Source organism: Stenotrophomonas sp. SMYL8, assembly GCF_036320065.1.
Lineage (GTDB): Bacteria > Pseudomonadota > Gammaproteobacteria > Xanthomonadales > Xanthomonadaceae > Stenotrophomonas > Stenotrophomonas maltophilia_A.
Genome location: NZ_JAWIRR010000013.1, coordinates 57,884 through 80,380, shown reverse-complemented (window position 1 = coordinate 80,380; position 22,497 = coordinate 57,884). Strand labels below are relative to the sequence as shown.

Genomic DNA, 22,497 nt, shown 5'->3' with positions numbered 1-22,497 from the left:
CGGGGGGGGGGGGGGCCCCCCCCCCCCCCCCCCCCCCCCGCCCGGGCCCCCCCCCCCCCCCCCCCCCCCCCCCCCCCCCCCCCCCCCCCCCCCCCCCCCCCGCCTTCGACAGGTTCACGCGGCTGTTGGTAGGTGTCGACCTTGGTCGACACATCTGTCAGATATCGATACATCAAATGGAGTCAGATCCGTTTTTCGCAGGAAAACGGATCTGACTCCAAGAGAGTTCCGACAGATCGCAGAAAACTGTCGAAGGCGGGGTGGGTCCGGTTGAGGGGGCGTGAGCCGCATGGATGCGGCGACCGAGCTTACATGGACGTACTTGCAGCGTCCCCCTCGACCGGACCCACCCCGCCATCCCAAGGAATGCCCGCTGTTGCTGTTGCTTCGGCCGTTGCTGTGGCTTCTGCGGGTGCCGGGTGCCGGGCGTCGCCCGGCCGAACTACAATCCCGCTCATGCTGAAATTCTCGAATACCTCCCGCCGGGGGAGCCGATGAGCGGCCGTGGCGGCAATGACGGCCAGGTCCGCATCATCGGCGGGCGCTGGCGCAATACCCGCCTGCCGGTGCCGACCCTGCCGGGGCTGCGGCCCAGCAGCGACCGCGTGCGCGAAACCCTGTTCAACTGGCTGATGCCCAGGCTCGGTGGGGCCCGCGTGCTGGACCTGTTCGCCGGCAGTGGCGCACTGGGCCTGGAGGCGGTCTCGCGCGGTGCCGCACACGCCACCCTGGTCGAACGCGACGCGCAGCTGGGACGCAATCTGACCGCTGCCGTGACCAAGCTGCAGGCCAGCGACCAGATCAGCGTCGTGCAGGCCGATGCCCTGCGCTGGCTGCAGGGCGCGCCGGCGCAGCAGGCCGATCTGGTCTTCATCGACCCGCCGTTCGCCGACGGCCTGTGGCAGGACGTGCTGGCCCAGCTGCCGCGGCATCTGGCCGCCGATGCCTGGCTGTACCTGGAATCGCCGGCCGGCCACGTGCCGGTGCTGCCGCCGGACTGGCTGCTGCACCGCGAGGGCGGCACCCGCGAGGTGCGCTTTGCCCTGTACCGCCGCGCCACTGCTACACTTTGACCTCATCTGAACATCTGCAACCGCCCATGACCGTGGCCAATCGCCGCATCGCCGTTTACCCCGGCACGTTCGACCCCATCACCAATGGTCATATCGACCTGGTGAGCCGGGCCGCGCCGCTGTTCGAAAAGGTCGTGGTCGGCGTGGCGCAGAGCCCGTCCAAGGGCCCGGCGCTGCCGCTGGAGCAGCGCGTGCAGCTGGCGCGTGGCGCGCTGGCCCACCACAGCAACGTCGAGGTCATCGGCTTCGATACCCTGCTGGCGCATTTCGTACGTTCGGTCCAGGGCGGGGTGCTGCTGCGCGGCCTGCGCGCGGTGTCCGACTTCGAGTACGAGTTCCAGATGGCCAGCATGAACCGGCACCTGATCCCCGAGGTCGAGACCCTGTTCCTGACCCCGGCCGAGCAGCACAGCTTCATTTCGTCCTCGCTGGTCCGCGAGATCGCGCGCCTGGGTGGCGACGTGTCCGGCTTCGTGCCGGCCGCGGTGCTCGAAGCCCTGCGCAAGGTCCGCGAAGCGAAGTCGGCACAGTCGTAAGCCCCGCTGTACCCGCACCCCATTACGTACAACACCACGCACCATTCCGGGAGGAAACCCATGAACACCACCATGCGCGCGATGCTGATCGCTTCGTTGGCCCTGGCCTTCACCGCCTGCAAGAAGGAAGAGGCCGCTCCGGTCGACGAGGCCAAGCAGGCCCTGGTCGCTCCGTCCAAGGACGACGATGCAGGCTGGAAGAAGTACCTGCAGGAAGTGGCGATCCAGAACATGGGCAACATCACCAACAGCCCGTTCCTGTACTACCTCTCGCCGGAATCGGACCCGGACTTCCAGGCCAAGTACGAGCGCCAGACCGAGAGCGCGACCCAGGCCGTGGCCCGTGGCGTGCAGCCGGGCAACATGCTGGCCTTCGGTTCGTCGGCCTCGGGCAAGATGGCTGACATGATCCAGGCCGTGTTCAAGGACGTGTCGCCGGATTCGATGAAGGGCGTGCGCGTCGTCTTCATCGGCCAGTCGGCCGACAACGCCCGCGTACAGGCTGCGATCCAGCCGACCGGTGCCGAGTACATTTTCGTCGAAGCCAAGTAATACCGAGCCATGGCGGCCATGCTCAGGCATGGCCCGGGCGGCGTCCTGCAAGGGCGCCGCTGATGACCTGACCGGCCCGCGCGCCCGCGCTGGCCGGTCCTTTGTCCCAGGGCGCGGGCGAGGAGTATCGCCGTGTCGCTGAAAATCAACGAGCTCTGCGTCAACTGCGACGTATGCGAGCCGGCCTGCCCGAACCAGGCCATTGCGATGGGTGAAACCATCTACGTGATCGACCCTGCGCGCTGCACCGAATGCGTGGGTCATTTCGACGAGCCACAGTGCGTGGTCGTCTGCCCGGTCGAGTGCATCGACCCGGACCCGGAGATCGTGGAAACGGAAGACCAGCTGCTGGCCAAGCTGCGCCAGCTGCAGCACGATCACCCCGAACTCTACGCGGAGCCCCCATCCGAATGAAGACGCTGATCGTCCGCCCCCTGTTGCTGCTCGGCCTGCTGCTGAGCCCGATTGCCTGGGCCGACAGCCCGGCCCGTGCCGAGCGCCCCGATGGCGCGGCCATTGCCAGCGGCCATGCGCTGGCCACCCAGGCGGGCATCGACATCCTGGCGCAGGGCGGCAACGCCTTCGATGCCGCGGTGGCGGTATCGTCCACGCTGGCGGTGGTCGAGCCGATCAGTTCCGGCCTGGGCGGTGGTGGCTTCTTCCTGCTGCACGATGCGGCCACCGGCAAGGACGTGATGCTGGACGCGCGCGAGACCGCGCCGGCTGCAGCAACCCCGCAGGCGTTCCTCGACAAGCAGGGCAACCTCGACCGTGACCGCTCGGTCAATGGCGCCTGGTCGGCCGGTATCCCGGGCCTGCCTGCAGCGCTGGTCGAGCTGTCGGCCAAGCATGGCAAGCTGCCGCTGTCGGCGTCGCTGCAGCCGGCGATCCGCATCGCGCGCGAAGGCTTCCCGGTGTACGACCGCATGGCCAAGGGCTATGCCTCGCGCCGTGAGGTGATGGAGCGCTATCCCGGAACGCGCGAGGTCTACCTGCGCAATGGCAAGCCGATTGCCAGCGGTGACCTGTTCAAGCAGCCGGAGCTGGCACAGACGCTGGAGCGCCTGGCCGCAGGTGGCTTCGATGGCTTCTACAAGGGCCAGACCGGAACGCTGTTGCTGGCCGGTGTGAAGCAGGCCGGCGGCAAGTGGACCGCTGAAGAGCTGGCCGGTTACCGCGTGAAGCAGCGCGAGCCGATCGTGTTCAACTACAACGGCTGGAAGATCACCACCGCGCCGCCACCGTCGTCCGGTGGCATCGCGCTGGCCAGCATGCTGCAGATCCTGGAAGGCTGGGATATCAAGAAGATGGACCCGGCGCACCGCACCCACCTGGTGGTGGAGTCGATGCGTCGCGCCTACCGCGACCGCACCTTCTTCCTCGGCGATCCGGACTTCGTGCAGATCCCGCAGAAGGTGCTGACCAGCAAGGACTATGCACAGGGCCTGCGGGCGACCATCCATCCGGAGAAGGCCACGCCCAGCGACCTGCTGTCGGGCAACCCGACGCCGCTGGAAGACGACGAGACCACGCACTTCTCGATCATCGACCGCGACGGCAACCGCGTCGGCGCCACCCAGACTGTCAACCTGCTGTACGGCTCGGGGCTGATTCCCAAGGGCACCGGCGTGCTGCTGAACAACGAGATGGACGACTTCGCGCTGAAGCCGGGCACGCCCAATGCGTTCGGCGTGATGGGCTATGAGGCCAATGCGCCGAAGCCGGGCAAGCGCATGCTCAGCTCGATGACGCCGACCTTCATGGAGAACGCCGACAAGGTGGTGGTACTGGGCACGCCGGGCGGCAGCCGTATCATCACCATGGTGCTGCTGGGCATCCTCGGCTACGACGCCGGCCTGGACGCGCAGCAGGTTGCCGCGCTGCCGCGCTACCACCACCAGTGGCTGCCGGACCTGATCGAAGCCGAGGACGATGCATTCGACGCGGCCACGGTGAAGCAGCTGCAGGCGATGGGTCACAAGATCGACCTGCCGGGCAATGTGGCCGCTGGGGGCCGCGGGTCCAGCCACGTGTGGGGCAACCTGCAGACCGTGGAATGGGACCGGAAGGCCAACAAGCTGTTTGGCGGCAGCGACCCGCGCAATCCGGTCGGCAGTGCCCAGGTGGTGCCGGCACACTGATCCGGTGGTGCCGGCTGCTGGCCGGCAATCCGGCTGATTATCGAAACCCCGCCTTTGCCGGCGGGGTTTTCTGTTTCCCTTCTAGCGATTATTTAACGAGCCGGCGCCGATAATCGACACATGAAACTCTGGTCTATTCGTGGAAACTCGCAGCGCCTCGATGGCGGCGCGATGTTCGGCAACGCGCCGCGCGCGTTGTGGGAAAAATGGGCGGCACCGGACGAGCTCAATCGCATCGAGCTGGCCTGCCGTGCGCTGCTTGCCAGCCCGCTGGAAGGCAAGACGGTGCTGTTTGAAACCGGTATCGGCGCGTTCTTCGATCCGCGCATGCGCGAGCGCTACGGTGTGCAGGAAAGCCAGCACGTGCTGATCGATTCGCTGCGCGAAGCCGGCTTCGAGCACGAGGATATCGACGTGGTGGTGCTCAGCCACCTGCACTTCGATCATGCCGGTGGCCTGCTGGCGGCATGGAGCGAAGGGCGTGAGCCCGAGCTGCTGTTCCCCAACGCAACCTATGTGGTCGGCGCACAGCATTGGCAGCGCGCCGTGCAGCCACACCCGCGCGATCGCGCCAGCTTCATTCCGGAACTGCCGGGCCTGCTGCAGGCCAGTGGCCGGCTGGAAGTGGTGGACGGGGAGTACTCGAAGGCGCTCGGCCGCAGCGTACGCTTCAGCTACAGCGACGGGCATACACCGGGGCTGATGCTGGCCGAGATCGTCGGTCACGCGCATGCAGGCGAAAGTGCGCATGGTGGCGTGGTGTTCTGTGCCGACCTGATCCCGGGCCGCTCATGGGTACACGTGCCGATCACCATGGGCTATGACCGCAATGCGGAGCTGCTGATCGACGAGAAGCGGCAGTTCCTGGAAGACAAGCTGGCGCGCAACGTGCGGCTGTTCTTCACCCACGACCCGCAGGTGGCATTGGCGCAGCTTGGCAGGGATGACAAGGGGCGTTTCGTGACCCTGCACGAGCAGGGTGAGCTGAAGGCACGCGCCCTGGGCTAATGGCATGGCCGGGCAATGCCCGGCCTTTCACTGATGTCCGTGGATCCACGCCATGCGTGGATGGCGTTTTATCCGGATGCGACCATTACGACGCCTTCAGGCAGCTGCTCATGAAGGTCTTGCGCGCATCACCGGCCAGCTTTTTGGCGCCCGCGTCAGCGTTGCACTTGCGCATGCGTTCCTGCTGCGTATTGACCGGCTTGGCGTCGGCGGCGTGGCCGCTGAGGCAGGAGCTCTGTGCAGTCTTGTAGGCATCGCCCTTCAGCCCCTTGTTCTTGGCCGAACATTCGGCCATGCGCTGCTGCTGCGGAGTGGTGGCATTGGCAGCCAGGGGCAGGCCGACCAGCAGGACGGCGGCCAGCAGGAAAGAGGCTTTCATCGGGAGCTCCAAGGGTGGCGGGTGCGCGGAGCATTCGCTTCCCGGCGCCAAGAGCACGTGAAGAATCGCAACGCGGCCGCGATGGCCTGCGCTGTTGGGGTCAGACCCCTTTCGCGGCGAAAGGGCTCTGACCCCGGATCGTCCGATCAGCCGACGCGGGTACCGAAGATGCGGTCACCGGCATCGCCCAGGCCCGGCAGGATGTAGCCCTTGTCGTTGAGCTGGGCATCGATGGCCGCGGTGTAGATCTCCACGTCCGGGTGCACGGCCTTGACCGCCTCGATGCCTTCCGGCGCGGCCACCAGGAAGATGCCCTTGATGCGGCGGGCACCGGCCCGCTTGAGCATGTCGATGGTGGCGATCAGGGTGCCGCCGGTGGCCAGCATCGGGTCCAGGATAAGCGCGTCGCGCTCTTCCAGGCGCCCGGTCAGGCGCTCGAAGTAGGGCACCGGCTGCAGGGTTTCCTCATCGCGCTGCAGGCCGACCACGCTGACACGGGCCGCCGGGATCAGCGACAGCACGCCGCTGAGCATGCCCAGGCCGGCGCGCAGGATCGGCACCACGGTGATCTTGGCGCCCGCAATGCGCTGCACGGTGACCGGGCCGGCCCAGCCGGGCAGGGTGTGCGGCTCGGTGTCCAGGTCGGCGGTGGCCTCGTAGGCCAGCAGCGTACCCAGCTCGTTGGCCAGTTCGCGGAAATCCTTGGTGCTGAGCGCAGCGTTGCGCATCAGGCCGATCTTGTGCTGCACCAGCGGGTGGCGCACTTCGACGATCTTCATGGTCGGGAAGGGGAAAAGGAGAGAGGGCGCCATTTTGCCGGATCGGCGGGCCGAACCCAAACCGGGCCGTGGCCCTGGTACGCGAAATGTGCAGATGCATGTCATTGCCATGCAACCTTGCGGACATACCGTGCAGACCCATTCTTAACAGGAATGGGGATTCCCAGTGCATATCAAGACTCCGTTGGCCGTTGCCATCACCCTGACCTTGGCGATGGGGGCCGCAGCCCCGCTGCAGGCGGCCGGGCAGCAGGCGGTTGCCGCCACCGGCGCCGTGGCCGCTGATGCGGTCGACCTGGACCGCATCGAAGTGCGCGCCCAGCTCGAATCACAGATCCGCGCGGTTGACCTCAAGCGCAGCAGTGATGCGATCGAAGACGCCGTGTCCTCCGATGCACTGGGCCAGTACCCGGACAAGAACGTGGCCGAGTCGCTGCAGCGCCTGCCGGGCATCAGCGTGACCCGCGACCAGGGCGAGGGGCGCTTCGTGGTCATCCGCGGTCTGGACGCCAACCTCAACAGCGTCAGCGTGGATGGCATCGCCATCGGTACGCCGGAGGATTCCAGCCGCGCCGCACCGCTGGACGTGATCCCGTCCGACTCCACCGAGCGCCTGCGCGTGGTCAAGTCGCCGACCCCGGACATGCCCGGTGATGCCATCGGCGGCGCCGTGCTGGTGGAATCGGCCTCGGCCTTCGACCGCGACGGTCGCAGCCTGCGTGGCAAGATCGAAGGCAGCCACCAGCAGTTGTCCGGCGAGACCAGCCCCAAGGCCGCCTTCAACTACAGCGAAGTGTTCAACGGCACCCTCGGCGTGGCGCTGGGCGTGAACTACCAGAAGCGCAGGTTCGAGTCGGACAACACCGAAGTGGAGTATGACGGCGAGGACGATGCCGTCCCCGGCGATGTCACCGCGATCAACCTGCAGCACCGCAAGTACGAGATCGAGCGCAAGCGCATCGGTGCCAACCTCAACCTCGACTGGCGCCCGAATGAAGACAGCAAGTACTACCTGCGCACGCTGTACAGCCAGTTCGACGATGCGGAGACCCGCCAGCGCGTGATCTTCAACTTCGACGACGCGAAGATGGTCAAGACCGGCACCGACCAGTATCGGCTGGACGGCATGCCGAAAGATTCCATCGACAAGCGCATGCGCTACCGCACCAAGAAGGAAAACACCTTCGCGGCCAGTCTCGGTGGCGAGAACAAGCTGACCAACGCAGTGGTCGATTACCGGATCGGCTACACCCGTACCGAAGAGCGCGTGAACGACGAGATGGAGGCGCGCTTCAAGCTCAACGGCAAGGCCTTCAACGGCACCCTGGACCAGAGCAGCCGCCTGCCCAGCTACAGCTTCGACAACCCGCAGTGGCTGGACAACAGCAACTACGCATTCGACCGCTTCGTGCTCTCGCCCAAGCAGGTGAACGACAAAGAGCACAGCGCGCAGGTCAACGTACGCTTCGACGGCGACAGCAGCAGCATCAAGTTCGGCCTGCTGGGCCGCTGGCGCGACCGCGACGTCAATGTGGACGAGCGCGAACTGCGCGTGGGCCCGAAGGTGGCGCTGTCGAGCTGGAGCAGCTCTTCGCCCGATCACCGCCACGGCAACCTCGGTGACGGCATGGATTCGGCTGCGATGCGCGCCTTCTGGGCGGCCAATGGCGGCCAGTACAGCGCCCGCCCGCAGGACGCCGGTGCAAACGCGATGACGTCGCTGGAAGAAGACTACGTGGCCAGCGAAGACATCTTCGCCAGTTATGCCATGGGTACCTGGGACGTGGGCGCGCTGCGCATCATCGGCGGTGTGCGCGTGGAAAACACCCAGTTCAAGGCGGTCGGCAACCAGGTGGACGTGGCCGCCAACGGGCGCAGCTTCACCGTCACCCCGAGGGTGGCCAACAGCAGCTACACCAACGTGCTGCCGGGCCTGCACCTGCGCTACGACGCGGCCGATGACTGGGTGCTGCGCGCCTCGGCCAACAAGACCGTATCGCGCCCGTCCTTCGGTGACATCTCGCCGCGCGTGGGCTACAGCCGCGGCGACGAGGAAGTGCGCCTGGGTAATCCGGAACTGGATCCGTACGAGTCGAAGAACATCGACCTGTCGGTGGAGAAGTACATCGGCAGCACCGGTATCGTTTCACTTGGCCTGTTCCACAAGTCGATCGATGGCTACATCGTGCAAATGGTGCGGACCAATGATCCCGCTTATGGCGGCTTCGACGTGACCCAGCCGATCAATGGCCGCAAGGCCACCGTGCGCGGTGCGGAATTCAACTGGCAGCAGCAGCTGGCCTTCCTGCCGGACGGCCTGGATGGCCTGCTGGTCGGTGCCAGTGGCACCTGGCTGGATACCAAATTCGATGCCGGCATCAAGGACCGTGCAGGCGAGGATTTCACACTGCCGCGCGCCTCCAAGCATGTCTACAGCGCACACATCGGCTATGAAAAGTACGGTGTGAGTACACGCCTGGCGGCGGTATACCGCAGCGAGTACCTGGACAGCATCGGCAAGGGCCGCGCGTTCGATATCTTCGTGGCGCCCAACACCCAGCTCGATTTCTCGCTGGACTACAAGTTCACCCCGCGGGTGAGCATGTACTTCGAAGCACAGAACCTGCTGGACAAGCCGCTGGAGCTGTACCAGGGCACGCGCTCGCGCACCCTGCAGATGGAAGAGTACGGCCGCACCTATGCGCTGGGCCTGAAGGTGGCACTGTGATGGGGCGTGGCATCACCGTCCTGGCGGTCGCGCTCGCGGCGACCCTGGCCGCCGGCTGCACGCCGGCGACCGGCAACGATCCGGCCGCGGCCCCTACGGCAGCGAAAGCCGGGGGCGCGCGCACGGTGACCACCATCGCCGAAGCCTTCCTGTCACCGATGACCCCGGCCGACAACATCGACTCGCCGGCGGCCTGGCGCGCGCCGGACGGCGCGCTGTGGCTGATCGCCACCGCCAAGGCCACCGACAAGCTGGTGGTCTACGACGGCAGCACCGGCCAGCACCTGCGTGACGTCGGCAGCAGCGGCTCCGCACCGGGGCAGTTCGACCGCCCAAACGGCATCGCGGTAATCGACGACCTGCTGTGGATCGTGGAGCGCGACAATCACCGCGTGCAGGTGCTGAGCCTGCCGGACTTCGCGCCGCTGGCGACGTTCGCTGCGGACGACCTGCGCAAGCCGTACGGGCTGTGGGTCGACCGCCGTGCCGATGGCTACAGCGTCTACGTTACCGACTCCTGGGACAACGGCGAGGATGAGCAGGGGCGTGACATCCTGCCGCCGCTGGCCGAGCTGGACAAGCGCGTGCGCCAGTACCACGTGACCCGCGACGGTGCGAAGGTCGAGGCGAAGCTGGTGGCCAGCATCGGTGACACCAGCGAAGCCGGTGCGCTGCGCGTGGTCGAGTCGATCTGGGGCGACCCGGAGAATGATCGCCTGCTGATCGCCGAAGAGGATGAAAGCTACGCCAGCGAGTTCAAGGTCTACACCCTTGCTGGACGCTTCACCGGCACCACATTCGGTCGCGACGTGTTCAAGGCGCAGGCCGAAGGTGTGACCCTGCGTACCTGCGGCAAGGACGGCTGGTGGATCACCACCGAACAGGGCAAGCAGCGCAGCGTGTTCCATCTGTTCGACCGGCACACGCTGAAGCCGGTGGGCGCGTTCCAGGGGAATACCGTGGCCAACACCGACGGCATCTGGATGATGCAGCAACCCAGTGCGCGCTTCCCGCACGGCGCACTGTATGCAGTGCATGACGACCAGGGCGTGGTGGCGTTCGACTGGGAGAGCATCGCCAAGCAGTTGGCATTGCCGCTGGAGTGTGGCGCATGAGCCGGCAGTGCGTGATGCGCACGCTGGCGTTGGGCCTGCTGCTGGCACTGCCGTCGCTGTCGTTCGCAGCGGCCGAACCCAACACCCAGGTGCCAGCGGGCAGCCGCCACTACGCAGCGACGCCGGTGCCGGATCGCATCGTCGCCTCGCCGGCGGTGGATCCCAGCCACGGTTTCGCCGTGGCCTGGCGTACTGACGGCAGCGTGCAGGCACCGCTGCTCGAGATTGCCCTCGCCGGGGATTCGCCGGCCATCGAGGGCATCCGCCAGGTGCGCGCAACGACCCGCGCGCTGCAGACCGAGAACGGGCTGTCGCATCATCATCGCGCGGACATCAGCGGCCTGCAGCCGGATACCCAGTACGTCTACCGCGTGCAGGGCAACGGCAGTTGGAGCGCCTGGAACCAGTTGCGCACGCTGGCCGCGGCCGATCAGCCGCTGACCCTGCTGTACTTCGGTGATACCCAGAACAAGAACGTCAGCCATGTCAGCCGTGTAGTGCGCGCCGCGCAGAAGGCCGCACCGCAGGCACGCATGAGCCTGTTCGCCGGTGACCTGGTCAGCGGCGGCGACAACATGGATGACAGCGAATGGGGCGAGTGGTTTGCTGCCACCGGCTGGCTGGCGCAGGAAACGCTGGTGGCCCCAGCGATCGGCAACCACGAGTATTTCGAGGAATTCGAGGACACCCCGCAGGAGCGGCGCGTGCTGGGCAAGCATTGGCCGGTCACCTTCGCGCTGCCGGGCAACGGCGCCACCGCCGCGCAGCAGACCAGCTACTGGTTCGATGCGCAGGGTGTACGCGTGGCGGTGGTCGATGGCACCTCGGCACTCGACCTCGGCACCGCCAAGGCACAGGCGCAATGGCTGGACAAGGTCCTGGCCGGCAACCGGCAGCCGTGGACCATTGTGCTGCTGCACCAGCCGTTCTACTCACCCCGCGAAGGCCGCGAGAACGCTGCGCTGCGTGACGTGCTGTTGCCGGTGGTACGCCGCCACAACGTCGACCTGGTGCTGCAGGGCCACGATCACACCTATGGCCGTCGTGGCGAGGGGCAGGCTGCGACGCCGCAGTACGTGGTGACCGTGGCCGGGCCGAAGCAGTACCGCCTTTCCGACGAAGCCCGCAGGACGATGGATCCGGTGGCCGAGGACACCCAGTTGTTCCAGGTGTTGAACATCGATCCGCAGCACCTGCGCTATGAAGCACGCACGGTGACCGGCCGTCTCTACGATGCCTTCGAACTGCGCCGTGATGCCAAGGGTGGCAAGCAGCGCACGGAGCTGACCGAAGGTCGCATCACGCCACGCGACTGCCCGCGCGCGCAGACCGCCAAGGGTCGTGCCGACCGCTGCTGGGAGTGAGAAGACGCATATGACCACGCCCCGTCGCATCCTTCCGCTCGCCGCCATCGGTGCCGCCCTGCTGTTGCTGGCCAGTGCGGTGACCGCTGCCGATACCGTGCTGCATCCGTTCCTGGTGGCCCAGCCGAAGCAGGCCCCACAGGAGGTGAATCTGGCGGTGGAGATTCCGGCCGGCAGCATCACCAAGTACGAGATCAAGGAAGACGGCCTGGTCCATGTGGACCGCTTCCAGTCGATGCCGGTCGCCTATCCGGCCAACTACGGCTCGATGCCGCGCACTCTGGCCGGCGACAACGATCCGCTGGACGCGCTGGTGCTGACCCGTGAACCGCTGCATCCGGGCGTGATCGTGCGCTTCCGGCCGATCGGTTACCTGAAGATGATCGATGGCGGCGAGCACGACGAGAAGATCATCGGCGTGCCCACCGACAAGGTCGACCCGACCTACGCCAGCATCCGCGACCTGAAGGATCTGCCGGAGGTCGAGCGTCAGCGCATCGAGGCGTTCTTCCGGGTTTACAAGGACCTGCAGGCGGGACGCAACCCGGTGCAGCTCAATGGCTGGGGCAACGCCGCCGAGGCGCGGGTACTGATCAGCGAAGCGATGCAGCGTTTCGAGAAGTAGATCCACGCCATGCGTGGATTCAGTCCAGCAACGTCCCGATGAACGACTCGGCCTGCAGGCGGTCGCCCAGTACCCGGGCCACCGCCTGTACGGCTGCCTCCTGGTGTTCAGGGCGGATGCCGCCATCGTCATCGTCGTTGTAGAGGTCATCGCCTGCATCGAGGTACACCGTGCCTGCAGCAGCCAACGCCGCCATCAAGGTCGGTACATCGGTAGTGACCTCGCTGGCATCCAGCAGGCCCGCACCGTGGTGACTGAACAGCACACGGTCGTCATCCATGTCGAGGATGAACGGATCGGCGCCGCGATCGGCAATCACCAGCCAGTTCGATGGCCAGTTGTCGATCGGCTCGCCGCTGATGCCATGCCAGCGATAGCCGGCCTGGTGACTCCACACGCGTCGCAGCGGCGGTATCCAGACATGGAGGCCCGGAATGGTGATGCCGGAGTTGCCCATCTTCGCATTGATCTCATGACCCAGCGGTCCCACCTGCGCGTAGAATCGCGCCAGCACCGGTGGTAACGGGAACGGTCCCTGCCAGTCACCTTCGTACTGGGCCCGCATCAGCCCGAAGCGGGCGAATGAGGCGTGCAGATCATCCATGGCGGGGTCCAACGAGGAGCGGCCCAGCAGCCTAGCAGACGGCGTCTGCGTGCAACGCCTTCACCGCCGCTGGCTATCATGTCCGCCTTCCACAACGAAGGCGGTGCCTGTGTCGGTAGCGTTGGTATGGTTCCGCCGTGATCTGCGGCTGCAGGACAATCCGGCCCTGCAGGCCGCGCTGGATGCAGGTCGCGAAGTGGTGCCGATCTACATCCATGCGCCCCACGAAGAGGGTGAGTGGGTGCCGGGTGCCGCCTCCGATGCGTGGCGCCACCGTTCACTGGCCGCGTTGGACGCCGACCTGCGCGTGCGCGGTTCGTCGCTGGTGCTGCGCAGTGGTGACAGCCTGCGGGCCCTGCAGTTGCTGATCGAGCAGACCGGCGCCGAGGCGGTGTACTGGAACCGCAGGTACGAACCGGCCACCCAGCCACGCGACGCCACCATCAAGCGCACGTTGCGCGAGCAGGGCATCGACGCGCAGAGCTGCAATGGCAGTCTGCTGTTCGAGCCGTGGGATATCGCCACCCAGCAAGGCCAGCCGTACAAAGTGTTCACTCCGTACTGGCGCAACGTGCTCAGTCATTGGCGCCTGCCCGCCCTGCAGGCCGCGCCGAAGGCATTGGCGGCGCACACCGCCGACAGCCTCGCATTGGATGATCTCCAGCTGGCACCGACGCTGGACTGGGATACCGGCTTCTGGGAGCACTGGCAGCCAGGCGAAGCCGGTGCGCTGGAGGCGCTGTCCGTGTTCGAGGACGGTGCGCTGCGCGGTTACCGCGAGCAGCGTGACCTGCCAGATCGCGTGGGCACCTCGCGGATGTCGCCGCACCTGCATTTCGGCGAGATCGCACCGTGGCGCATTGCCCGTGCGCTGGAAGGCCTGCGCAGTGCCGGTACTGACGCCGACATCGACGGCTATCTGCGCCAGCTCGGCTGGCGTGACTTCGCCTATCACCTGTTGCATCACTTCCCGAAGACGCCGACCGACAACCTCAACCCGCGCTTTGACCGCTTCCCGTGGGCCACACCGAGTGCCGCGCAGCTGCACGACTGGCAGCGAGGCAACACCGGCGTGCCGATCGTCGATGCAGGCCTGCGCGAGCTGTGGCACACCGGTTACATGCACAACCGGGTGCGGATGATCGTGGCCAGCTATCTGTGCAAGCACCTGCGCGCGCACTGGCTGCATGGCGCGCGCTGGTTCTGGGACACCCTGGTCGATGCCGACCTGGCCAACAACACGATGGGCTGGCAGTGGGTGGCCGGGACCGGTGCCGATGCCGCGCCTTACTTCCGCGTGTTCAACCCGGTCACCCAGGCCGAGAAGTTCGACCCCCAGGCCCGCTACATCAGCCGCTGGGTGCCCGAACTGGCCGCGCTGCCGGTGAAGGCGCGCTTCGCGCCGTGGCAGCATCCGCTGCTGCTGGCCGCGCATGCCCCGGGCTATCCGCGTACGCCGCTGGTGGACCTGGCCGCGGGCCGCGACGCCGCATTGGCGGCTTACCGCCAGTCGGGGGCGGGGTAAAGGGCGACCTGATCGATCTGGTCAGTTAGCTGAACGAGGCCCTGTCGGTGTGCCCGATCATCATTCCGGCATCGCATCGGGCTGTTTATTCTCTTTGCGCCCGCAGGCCGCCGGCCGACCGGAAACCAAGGAGAACCTCATGATCCGCAACACCACCCGCAACGTCGCACTGGCCCTGATGAGTGCGGCCGTCCTGTCGGCCTGCGCCACCGGCGGCTCCTACGTACAGAGTGACCAGTACGGCAACCCGACCGAGCAGCAGAACCGCACCGGCCGCAACGCGCTGATCGGCACCGCCATCGGCGTAGCCGCCGGCCTGCTGACCGGTGACAGCGCCACGGAGCGTCGCCAGCATGCGCTGATCGGCGCCGGTATCGGCGCGCTCAGCGGCGCCGCGGTAGGCCAGTACCAGGATCGCCAGGAACGCGCACTGCGCGAGCGCACTGCCAACACCGGCATTGATGTGCAGCGCCAGGGCGACAACATCATGCTGAACCTGCCGGACGGCATCACCTTCGACTTCGGCAAGGCGACCCTGAAGCCGCAGTTCTACGGCTCGCTCAATGGCGTGGCAGGCACCCTGCGTGACTACAACCAGACCATGATCGAAGTGGTCGGCCACACCGACAGCATCGGCAGTGACGCGGTCAACAACCGCCTGTCGAAAGAACGTGCCGACTCGGTCGCGCAGTACCTGATCGGCCAGGGCGTGCAGAGCGTGCGCATCGAAACCCTGGGCGCCGGCAAGTCGTACCCGATTGCCGACAACAGCACCGATGCCGGCCGCGCCAAGAACCGCCGCGTCGAGATCCGCGTGATTCCCCTGAAGCAGTAACGCGTAGCGTTACGGTTCCGGCGTAGCCGGAACGAAAATGCCGCCCTTGCAGGCGGCATTTTCTGTAGGTGCCGAGCTTGCTCGGCACACCGATAGCGCTCCCGGTTGCGGTTTCTCCAAACGGCGCCGACCAAGGTCGGCATCTACCGAAAGCCACGTAGCCGGAACGAAAATGCCGCCCTTGCAGGCGGCATTTTTGTGGGTGCCGAGCGTTGCTCGGCACGCCGATAGCGCCCGTAGAGTCGGGGGGGGGGGCCGGCTGGGGACGGGAGCGGACGCCACCGAGGCACGCGAGGAAGCCCCCCCCGCCCCCCCCGGCTGAGACCCGGGCGCCCGCCGCCCCGCCCCCCCCCCCCCCCCCCCCCCGACTCTACGGAATGCCGGTAGATCCACGCCATGCGTGGATGCTTCCGGTCATGCGGCCGAAGCGGCCACCTTCTCCAGGATCCGCTTGCCGCTGCTTTCCAGCGCCGCGTCTTCCTTTTCCTTCTGCTGCTGCGCCAGCTTCGCGCCCGGGCACTGCGCCAGCATGTAATTGGCGTCGAAGTTGAGCTTCTCGACCAGGAAGTCGACGAATGCACGCACCTTCGGCGAGACCAGGCGGCCACCGGCGAACACGGCGTTGAAGTCCACTTCCGGGCCAGTCCAGCCGGCCAGCACGCGCCGTACCATGCCCGACTCGACGAACGGCTTGGCCATCACGTCGCCGGTCAGCAGCAGGCCTTCGCCGCACACCAATGCACCATTCAACGCAGACATGTCGTTGGCGGTCATCAGCGGGGTAACAGGGAAGTCGCGCAGCTCGCCGCCGTTCTCGCCCAGCTGCCAGGTGAAGCGCGGCGAGTTGCCGGTGTGGTACGGCTTTCGCATCGCCAGGATGCGATGGAACTGCAGCTCTTCCGGGTGCAGCGGCTCGCCATAGCGTTCGATGTAGGCCGGGCTGGCGAACACCTGCGTGCGCAGGCTGCCCAGCTTGCGTGCCACCAGGTTGGAATCGGGCAGGGCACCCACGCGCAGGGCCAGGTCCGCCTCACCTGCAATCAGGTCCAGCTTCTCGTTGCCCATATGCATGTCCAAGCGGATCTCTGGATACTGCGCATGGAACTGGCCCAGCAGCGGCGCAATCCAGGTGATGCCGATCGAGTAAGGCACAGTGAAGCGCAGCCAGCCGCGCGGACCGGACTGCAGCTGGCTCACCGCGCTCTCGGCTTCTTCCAGCTCGCGCGCGATGCGCTGGCAATGTTCGTGGTAGATCGAACCGGCTTCGGTCAGGCCGAGGCGGCGGGTGGTCCGGTGCAGCAGGCGCGCACCGAGGCGCGTTTCCAGCTCCTGCACTTTGCGGCTGACCGTGGTCTTGGGCAGGCCGAGCGATTTGGCAGCGGCAATGAAACTGCCTTGTTCGACCACTTTGACGAAGATCAGCGTCTCGTTGAGATCGTGGGACATGGTCTGGGATCCTGTACGTCGGGGATGGGACAATCGTGACAGAACGATTGGACCGGGAGCGGGATGATTATTCCCCTTAATCAGGACTAATCAAGTAAAGGTTTGAGGTCTATCGTGGCGCCATTCGTTATTTGGAGCCCGTCCGCCATGAGCCTGCGCAACATTCTTGCCCGTCTCCGGAACGCCGGCCAGAGCACCCTGGACCTGGCAATGACCGTTGAAGTTCGCCCGAGTTCCTTGGTACACAAGGACTTCCGTGAGTTTACCGCGCCGATGCGTCAGCAGCGTGGCGGTGCCATCCGCCTGGCCCCGCACAAGGGCGACCGGCTGCGTCGAATCGGGACTATCCCGGATTTGGGAGGAAATGTCCCGTGAATGGGATGCTGACGCCCGAAGTCCTGGTCCTCGGCGGCACCGGTGCCGTCGGCCAGGGCGTGGTTGGCGCACTGCTGGAAGCCGGCAGCCCGGTGCTGGTGGTCGGTCGCGACCCGGGCCGGCTGGCGGCGCTGCATGAGCAGTTCGCCGATGAGCCGGGCCTGGAGACGCTGCTGGGTTCGCTCAGCGATGACGGCTCGGCGCGCGTACTGGCCGAACGCATCGCGCATCGCCCGCGTCCGCTGGCGGCAGTGATCGCCGCAATGGGCGGCCCTTACCGTCGCGGCCGGGTGACTGACCGCAACGGCGATGAACTGCTGGGCGCGATGCAGGCCGATCTGATGCCGCACGTGCACGCAGTGCGTCATCTGCTGCCGCTGCTGCAGGACAACGTGCATGCGCGCCGCTACGTGATGATCGGCAGCCCGGCCAATGCCAAGCCATGGGCGGGCTACGGCGAAACCTCGATCACCACTGCGGCGCTGCGTATGTACGCGCAGGTGGTGCACCAGGAAGCCCAGGCATTGGGCGTGCGCGCGCAGATGCTGGAAGTCTGCAGCCCGGTGTGTACGCCGGCCAACGCGGCCAATGCCTGCATCGAGTGGCCCAGCTCACTGCTGGTCGGCCGTCGCGTGGTCTCCCTGCTCGACGGCTGCCGCGACAACCGCGCCATCGTCCGCTGCGACAGCAGTGATGCCGAACTGCCGCGCGGCCTGCTGCACCTGGACGTTCCTCCCCTGTGGCGCGATACCGCAGGCGTCGCTTGACCTCGACCATGGTTGAGGTCGCAGGATACGCCGCCTGTTTTTGCAACACGTTCTCATCTAGCTGTACCACCCCTCCGTACGGATGCATGCCATGACTTCCCCCAATTCCACCCCACATCGTTTCGGCCATCGCATCGCGATGGTCGGCGTGTCGATCCTCGCCGCAGCCGTGCTGGCGGCCTGCAGCGGCGGCCACGCCGAAGAAGCCGGTGCACCGCCGCCGCCGCAGGTCAGTGCTGCACCGGTGCTGGTCAAGCAGGTCAGCCAGTGGGACGAGTTCAGCGGCCGCGTCGAAGCGGTACAGAGCGTTGAACTGCGCCCGCGCGTGTCCGGCTACATCGACAAGGTCAACTACGTCGAAGGCCAGGAAGTGAAGAAGGGCGAAGTGCTCTTCACCATCGACGCGCGCAGCTACCAGGCCGAGTACGATCGCGCCGCTGCCGAACTGGCCCGCGCCCGCACCCAGGCCACGCTGGCCCGCAGTGAATCCGAGCGTGCCAAGCGTTTGTCCGAGCAGCAGGCCATTTCCACCGAGACGGCCGAGCAGCGTCGCGCTGCGGCTGACCAGTCCGGTGCCGCCGTACAGGCGGCCCAGGCTGCGCTGGATGCGGCCCGCCTCAACCTGGAGTTCACCAAGGTGCGTGCGCCGATCGACGGCCGCGCCGGCCGCGCGATGGTCACCGCCGGCAACCTGGTCACCGCCGGCGACAGCGCCAGCGTGCTGACCACGCTGGTCTCGCTGGATACCGTGTTCGTCTACTTCGATGCCGATGAAAGCACTTTCCTTCGCTATGCACAGATGGCACGCAAGGGTGAACGCCCGAGCGAGCGTGACAGCGATCTGCCGGTGAAGGTCGGCCTGTCCGGCGAAGAGGGTTACCCGCATTCGGGCAAGGTCGACTTCCTTGACAACCAGGTGGCACGCAGCACCGGCACCATCCGCGTCCGCGCGCTGCTGGACAACGCCGATCGCCAGTTCACGCCGGGCCTGTTCGCCCGCGTGCAGTTGCTCGGCAGCGGCCAGTTCCAGGCCCTGCTGATCGACGAGAAGGCTGTTCTGACCGACCAGGATCGCAAGTACGTGTACGTGGTCGACAAGGATGGCAAGGCCCAGCGCCGCGACATCCAGCTCGGCCGCACCGCCGACGGCCTGCGTATTGTCGAGCATGGCCTGGCGGCCGGCGACAAGGTGATCATCGACGGCGTGCAGAAGGTCTTCATGCCGGGCATGCCCGTGCAGGCCAAGGCCGTGGCGATGCAGCCGCAGGCTGCGCCACCGGCACCGGGCCGCGATGCCACCGCCGCGCTGAACCACTGATCCGCCGTCTCCTGATCCGCGTCCCCGCTTAGCTGCCGGCGCCAGCAGCAGCCTTCCCTGCCTTCGTCATCTCGGCGAGGGGCGGGGAGGCTGTTGCCCGCCGAACGCCTTTCCCAGGAATTCCTCCATGGACTTTTCCCGTTTCTTCATCGACAGGCCGATCTTCGCGGCGGTGCTGTCGATCGTGATCTTCGCCGCAGGCCTGATCACGATTCCGATCCTGCCGATCAGCGAGTACCCCGAAGTGGTACCGCCGTCGGTGGTCGTGCGCACGGTGTATCCGGGCGCCAACCCCAAGGTCATCGCCGAGACCGTCGCCACCCCGCTTGAAGAGGCCATCAACGGCGTCGAAGGCATGATGTACCTGAAGTCGGTGGCCGGCTCGGACGGTGTGCTGCAGATGACCGTCACCTTCCGCCCGGGCACCGACCCGGACGCGGCGGCGGTGAAGGTGCAGAACCGCGTGGCGCAGGCGCAGGCGCGCCTGCCCGAGGACGTGCGCCGGCAGGGCGTGACCACGCAGAAGCAGTCACCGACCTTCCTGATGGTGGTGCACCTGACCTCGCCGAACGGCAAGTACGACACCCTGTACCTGCGCAACTACGCGCGCCTGCACGTCAAGGATGCGCTGGCACGTATTCCGGGCGTGGGTGACGCGCAGATCTTCGGTGGTGGTGACTACGCCATGCGCGCCTGGCTGGACCCGGACAAGGTCGCCTCGCGCGGCCTGACCGCCAGTGACGTAGTGCGCGCCATGCGTGAGCAGAACGTGCAGGTCTCGGCCGGCCAGCTCGGCGCCGAACCGCTGCCGAACAGCCAGTTCCTGACCCTGATCAATGCCCAGGGCCGCTTGAAGACTGAAAAGGAATTCGGCGACATCGTGCTCAAGAGCGGTGTTGATGGCGAGATCGTGCGCCTGGCCGATGTGGCCCGCCTGGAACTGGGTGCCGGTGACTACACCCTGCGTTCGCAGCTGGACGGCAAGAACGCGGTGGGTATCGGTATCTTCCAGTCGCCGGGTGCCAATGCACTGGAGATCCGTGACCAGGTCATCTCGACGATGGACGAGATGCAGAAGACCATGCCGGCCGACGTGAAGTACGAAGCCGTGTATGACACCACCATCTTCGTGCGCGACTCGATCAAGGCCGTGGTCTCCACGCTGCTGGAAGCCATCGCGCTGGTGGTGCTGGTGGTGATCCTGTTCCTGCAGACCTGGCGTGCGTCGATCATTCCGCTGATCGCGGTGCCGGTGTCGGTGGTCGGTACCTTCGCCGCGCTGTACCTGCTGGGCTTCTCGATCAACACGCTGAGCCTGTTCGGCCTGGTGCTGGCGATCGGCATCGTGGTCGATGACGCGATCGTGGTGGTGGAAAACGTCGAGCGCAACATCGAGGAAGGCCTGTCGCCCACCGCCGCGGCCCACCAGGCCATGCGTGAGGTGTCCGGCCCGATCATCGCGATCGCGCTGGTGCTGTGTGCCGTGTTCGTGCCGATGGCCTTCCTGTCGGGTGTCACTGGCCAGTTCTACAAGCAGTTCGCGGTCACCATCGCCATCTCCACGGTGATCTCGGCGATCAACTCGCTGACCCTGTCGCCGGCCCTGGCTGCGCGCCTGCTGAAGGCCCATGGTGCGCCGAAGGACGGCCCGAGCCGCTTGATCGACCGCCTGTTCGGCTGGGTGTTCCGTCCGTTCAACCGCTTCTTCAAGTCCAGTTCGGAGAAGTACGAGCGTGGCGTGGCTCGCATCCTCGGCCGTCGTGGTGCGGTGTTCGTGGTCTACGCGATCCTGCTGGTCGGTACCGGTGTGATCTTCAAGCTGGTGCCGCCGGGCTTCATCCCGACCCAGGACAAGCTGTACCTGATCGCGGGTGTGAAGTTGCCGGAAGGTTCGTCGATCGCGCGTACCGATGAAATGCTGCGCAAGGTCGCCAAGATCGCCCAGGAAACCGATGGCGTGGCCCACACCATCTCGTTCCCGGGTTTGAACGCGCTGCAGTTCACCAACACGCCGAACACCGGTGTGGCGTTCATTCCGCTCAAGCCGTTCGCCGAGCGTCATGGCCGTACCGCCGCGCAGATCAACGCCGAGATCAACCAGAAGATCGCCGGCCTGCAGGAAGGCTTCGCCTTCTCGATGATGCCGCCGCCGATCCTCGGCCTGGGCAACGGCAACGGCTACCAGATGTTCATCGAGGACCGTGGCAACCTGGGTTACGGCGCGCTGCAGAATGCCGTACAGGCGATGCAGGGAACCGTTGCGCAGACGCCGGGCATGGCCTTCCCGATTTCCAGCTACCAGGCCAATGTGCCGCAGCTGGATGCCGAGGTCGACCGCGTCAAGGCCAAGGCACAGGGCGTGCAGCTCACCGAACTGTTCGACACGCTGCAGACCTACCTCGGCTCGGCCTACGTCAACGACTTCAACCAGTTCGGCCGTACCTGGCAGGTCATCGCGCAGGCGGACGGTCCGTACCGCGAAACGGTCGAGGACATCGGCAAGCTGCGTACCCGCAATGACCGCGGCGAGATGGTGCCGATCGGATCGATGGTCACCATCAAGCAGACCTTCGGCCCGGACCCGGTGCTGCGCTTCAATGGCTATCCGGCGGCGGATCTGGCCGGTGAAGCTGACCCGCGCCTGCTGTCTTCGGCCGAGGCGATGAACAAGCTGACCGAGATCGCCGGCAAGGTGCTGCCGGTGGGCATGACCACCGAATGGACCGACCTGAGCTACCAGCAGGCAACCCAGGGCAAGGCCGCCTTCATCGTGTTCCCGGTGGCGATCATGCTGGCCTTCCTGGTGCTGGCCGCGCTGTACGAGAGCTGGTCGCTGCCGCTGGCGGTGATCCTGATCGTGCCGATGACCCTGCTGTCCGCGCTGTTCGGCGTGTGGCTGACCGGTGGTGACAACAACGTGTTCGTGCAGGTCGGCCTGGTGGTGCTGATGGGCCTGGCGTGCAAGAACGCGATCCTGATCGTCGAATTTGCCAGAGAGCTGGAGATGGGCGGCAAGGGTATCGTTGAAGCTGCGCTGGAAGCCTGCCGCCTGCGCCTGCGCCCGATCGTGATGACCTCCATCGCGTTCATCGCCGGCACCGTACCGCTGGTGCTGTCGCACGGTGCAGGTGCCGAGGTGCGCTCGGTGACCGGTATCACCGTGTTCGCCGGCATGCTGGGCGTGACCCTGTTCGGCCTGTTCCTCACCCCGGTGTTCTACGTGGCCCTGCGCAAGTTCGTCACCCGCAACGGTGGTGGCCAGCTGGTGCAGCACGGCGAGCCGACCATCCACCACTGACATGGAACCCCGTCGCCGCCGGTCGCTGG

At 66.3% G+C, this 22,497-nt stretch carries 20 protein-coding genes; 16 read left to right on the top strand and 4 right to left on the bottom strand.

The features are described 5' to 3' along the window. Nucleotides 1-494 precede the first annotated feature (494 nt). The 6 genes from rsmD (at nt 495) to V3B25_RS12335 (ending at nt 5,310) form a co-directional block, all read left to right on the top strand. Entirely contained in the window at nt 495-1,073 is a 579-nt protein-coding gene (rsmD, locus tag V3B25_RS12360; protein WP_049423552.1) for a 16S rRNA (guanine(966)-N(2))-methyltransferase RsmD, read from the top strand. 26 nt (nt 1,074-1,099) lie between these two features. Beyond that, the gene (gene coaD, locus V3B25_RS12355; RefSeq protein WP_032130277.1) at nt 1,100-1,609 is read left to right on the top strand and encodes a pantetheine-phosphate adenylyltransferase; all 510 of its coding nucleotides are present in this window, start codon (nt 1,100-1,102) and stop codon (nt 1,607-1,609) included. A gap of 60 nt (nt 1,610-1,669) precedes the next feature. Continuing rightward, complete coding sequence (locus tag V3B25_RS12350) at nt 1,670-2,161, top strand: hypothetical protein (protein WP_004153167.1); 492 nt, start codon at nt 1,670-1,672, stop codon at nt 2,159-2,161. Between the two features lie 132 nt (nt 2,162-2,293). Further along, nucleotides 2,294-2,575 (top strand): YfhL family 4Fe-4S dicluster ferredoxin, encoded by a 282-nt coding sequence (locus V3B25_RS12345; RefSeq protein ID WP_004153175.1) that lies wholly within the window; start codon nt 2,294-2,296, stop codon nt 2,573-2,575. Beyond that, on the top strand, nt 2,572-4,302 hold the full coding sequence (gene ggt / locus V3B25_RS12340; protein ID WP_329810780.1) for a gamma-glutamyltransferase: 1,731 nt from the start codon (nt 2,572-2,574) through the stop codon (nt 4,300-4,302). Before V3B25_RS12345 ends, ggt begins: the two co-directional genes overlap by 4 nt. Before the next feature lie 120 nt (nt 4,303-4,422). After that, nucleotides 4,423-5,310, top strand: a complete 888-nt coding sequence (locus tag V3B25_RS12335; RefSeq protein ID WP_019338337.1) for an MBL fold metallo-hydrolase — start codon at nt 4,423-4,425, stop codon at nt 5,308-5,310. An 85-nt stretch (nt 5,311-5,395) separates the two neighbouring features. Here the strand turns inward: V3B25_RS12335 and V3B25_RS12330 are convergent, their stop codons facing one another. Together V3B25_RS12330 and upp are read right to left on the bottom strand one after the other, a co-directional pair. Continuing rightward, on the bottom strand, nt 5,396-5,689 hold the full coding sequence (locus V3B25_RS12330) for a PsiF family protein (RefSeq protein WP_032130275.1): 294 nt from the start codon (nt 5,687-5,689) through the stop codon (nt 5,396-5,398). A 146-nt stretch (nt 5,690-5,835) separates the two neighbouring features. Next, a complete protein-coding gene (upp, locus tag V3B25_RS12325) occupies nt 5,836-6,468 on the bottom strand; it encodes a uracil phosphoribosyltransferase (protein WP_005409099.1) in 633 nt (210 codons plus the stop codon). Nucleotides 6,469-6,634: 166 nt separating this feature from the next. Between upp and V3B25_RS12320 the strand changes: the two genes are divergently transcribed. Genes V3B25_RS12320 through V3B25_RS12305 form a run of 4 tightly spaced genes read left to right on the top strand, consistent with a single transcriptional unit; the run spans nt 6,635 to nt 12,300 of the window. Continuing rightward, nucleotides 6,635-9,196 (top strand): TonB-dependent receptor, encoded by a 2,562-nt coding sequence (locus V3B25_RS12320; RefSeq protein ID WP_329810779.1) that lies wholly within the window; start codon nt 6,635-6,637, stop codon nt 9,194-9,196. Then, nucleotides 9,196-10,311, top strand: a complete 1,116-nt coding sequence (locus V3B25_RS12315) for a phytase (RefSeq protein WP_329810778.1) — start codon at nt 9,196-9,198, stop codon at nt 10,309-10,311. Before V3B25_RS12320 ends, V3B25_RS12315 begins: the two co-directional genes overlap by 1 nt. A gap of 14 nt (nt 10,312-10,325) precedes the next feature. Continuing rightward, complete coding sequence (locus V3B25_RS12310; protein ID WP_239669990.1) at nt 10,326-11,675, top strand: metallophosphoesterase family protein; 1,350 nt, start codon at nt 10,326-10,328, stop codon at nt 11,673-11,675. Nucleotides 11,676-11,685: 10 nt separating this feature from the next. Continuing rightward, entirely contained in the window at nt 11,686-12,300 is a 615-nt protein-coding gene (locus V3B25_RS12305) for an inorganic diphosphatase (RefSeq protein ID WP_329810777.1), read from the top strand. Nucleotides 12,301-12,319: 19 nt separating this feature from the next. Here the strand turns inward: V3B25_RS12305 and V3B25_RS12300 are convergent, their stop codons facing one another. Next, nucleotides 12,320-12,904, bottom strand: coding sequence for a hypothetical protein (locus tag V3B25_RS12300; RefSeq protein ID WP_329810776.1), 585 nt, complete (start codon nt 12,902-12,904; stop codon nt 12,320-12,322). Between the two features lie 109 nt (nt 12,905-13,013). Here V3B25_RS12300 and V3B25_RS12295 point away from each other — a divergent pair, with 109 nt between their 5' ends. Both V3B25_RS12295 and V3B25_RS12290 read left to right on the top strand, forming a co-directional pair. Then, nucleotides 13,014-14,429 (top strand): deoxyribodipyrimidine photo-lyase, encoded by a 1,416-nt coding sequence (locus V3B25_RS12295; protein ID WP_329810775.1) that lies wholly within the window; start codon nt 13,014-13,016, stop codon nt 14,427-14,429. Nucleotides 14,430-14,568: 139 nt separating this feature from the next. Then, the gene (locus V3B25_RS12290) at nt 14,569-15,264 is read left to right on the top strand and encodes an OmpA family lipoprotein (RefSeq protein ID WP_008267948.1); all 696 of its coding nucleotides are present in this window, start codon (nt 14,569-14,571) and stop codon (nt 15,262-15,264) included. Between the two features lie 414 nt (nt 15,265-15,678). Here the strand turns inward: V3B25_RS12290 and V3B25_RS12285 are convergent, their stop codons facing one another. Further along, on the bottom strand, nt 15,679-16,710 hold the full coding sequence (locus V3B25_RS12285; RefSeq protein ID WP_005409107.1) for a LysR family transcriptional regulator: 1,032 nt from the start codon (nt 16,708-16,710) through the stop codon (nt 15,679-15,681). A gap of 147 nt (nt 16,711-16,857) precedes the next feature. Here V3B25_RS12285 and V3B25_RS12280 point away from each other — a divergent pair, with 147 nt between their 5' ends. From V3B25_RS12280 to V3B25_RS12265, 4 genes are all read left to right on the top strand, one after another. Beyond that, nucleotides 16,858-17,085 carry a hypothetical protein gene (locus V3B25_RS12280; protein WP_032128321.1) on the top strand — a complete coding sequence of 76 codons (228 nt, stop codon included), beginning with the start codon at nt 16,858-16,860 and terminating at the stop codon, nt 17,083-17,085. Beyond that, complete coding sequence (locus V3B25_RS12275) at nt 17,082-17,852, top strand: SDR family NAD(P)-dependent oxidoreductase (RefSeq protein ID WP_049423570.1); 771 nt, start codon at nt 17,082-17,084, stop codon at nt 17,850-17,852. Before V3B25_RS12280 ends, V3B25_RS12275 begins: the two co-directional genes overlap by 4 nt. A gap of 91 nt (nt 17,853-17,943) precedes the next feature. Continuing rightward, nucleotides 17,944-19,170, top strand: coding sequence for an efflux RND transporter periplasmic adaptor subunit (locus V3B25_RS12270; protein ID WP_032128263.1), 1,227 nt, complete (start codon nt 17,944-17,946; stop codon nt 19,168-19,170). Nucleotides 19,171-19,297: 127 nt separating this feature from the next. Beyond that, entirely contained in the window at nt 19,298-22,468 is a 3,171-nt protein-coding gene (locus V3B25_RS12265) for a multidrug efflux RND transporter permease subunit (RefSeq protein ID WP_032128264.1), read from the top strand. The last annotated feature ends 29 nt before the right edge of the window (nt 22,469-22,497 follow it).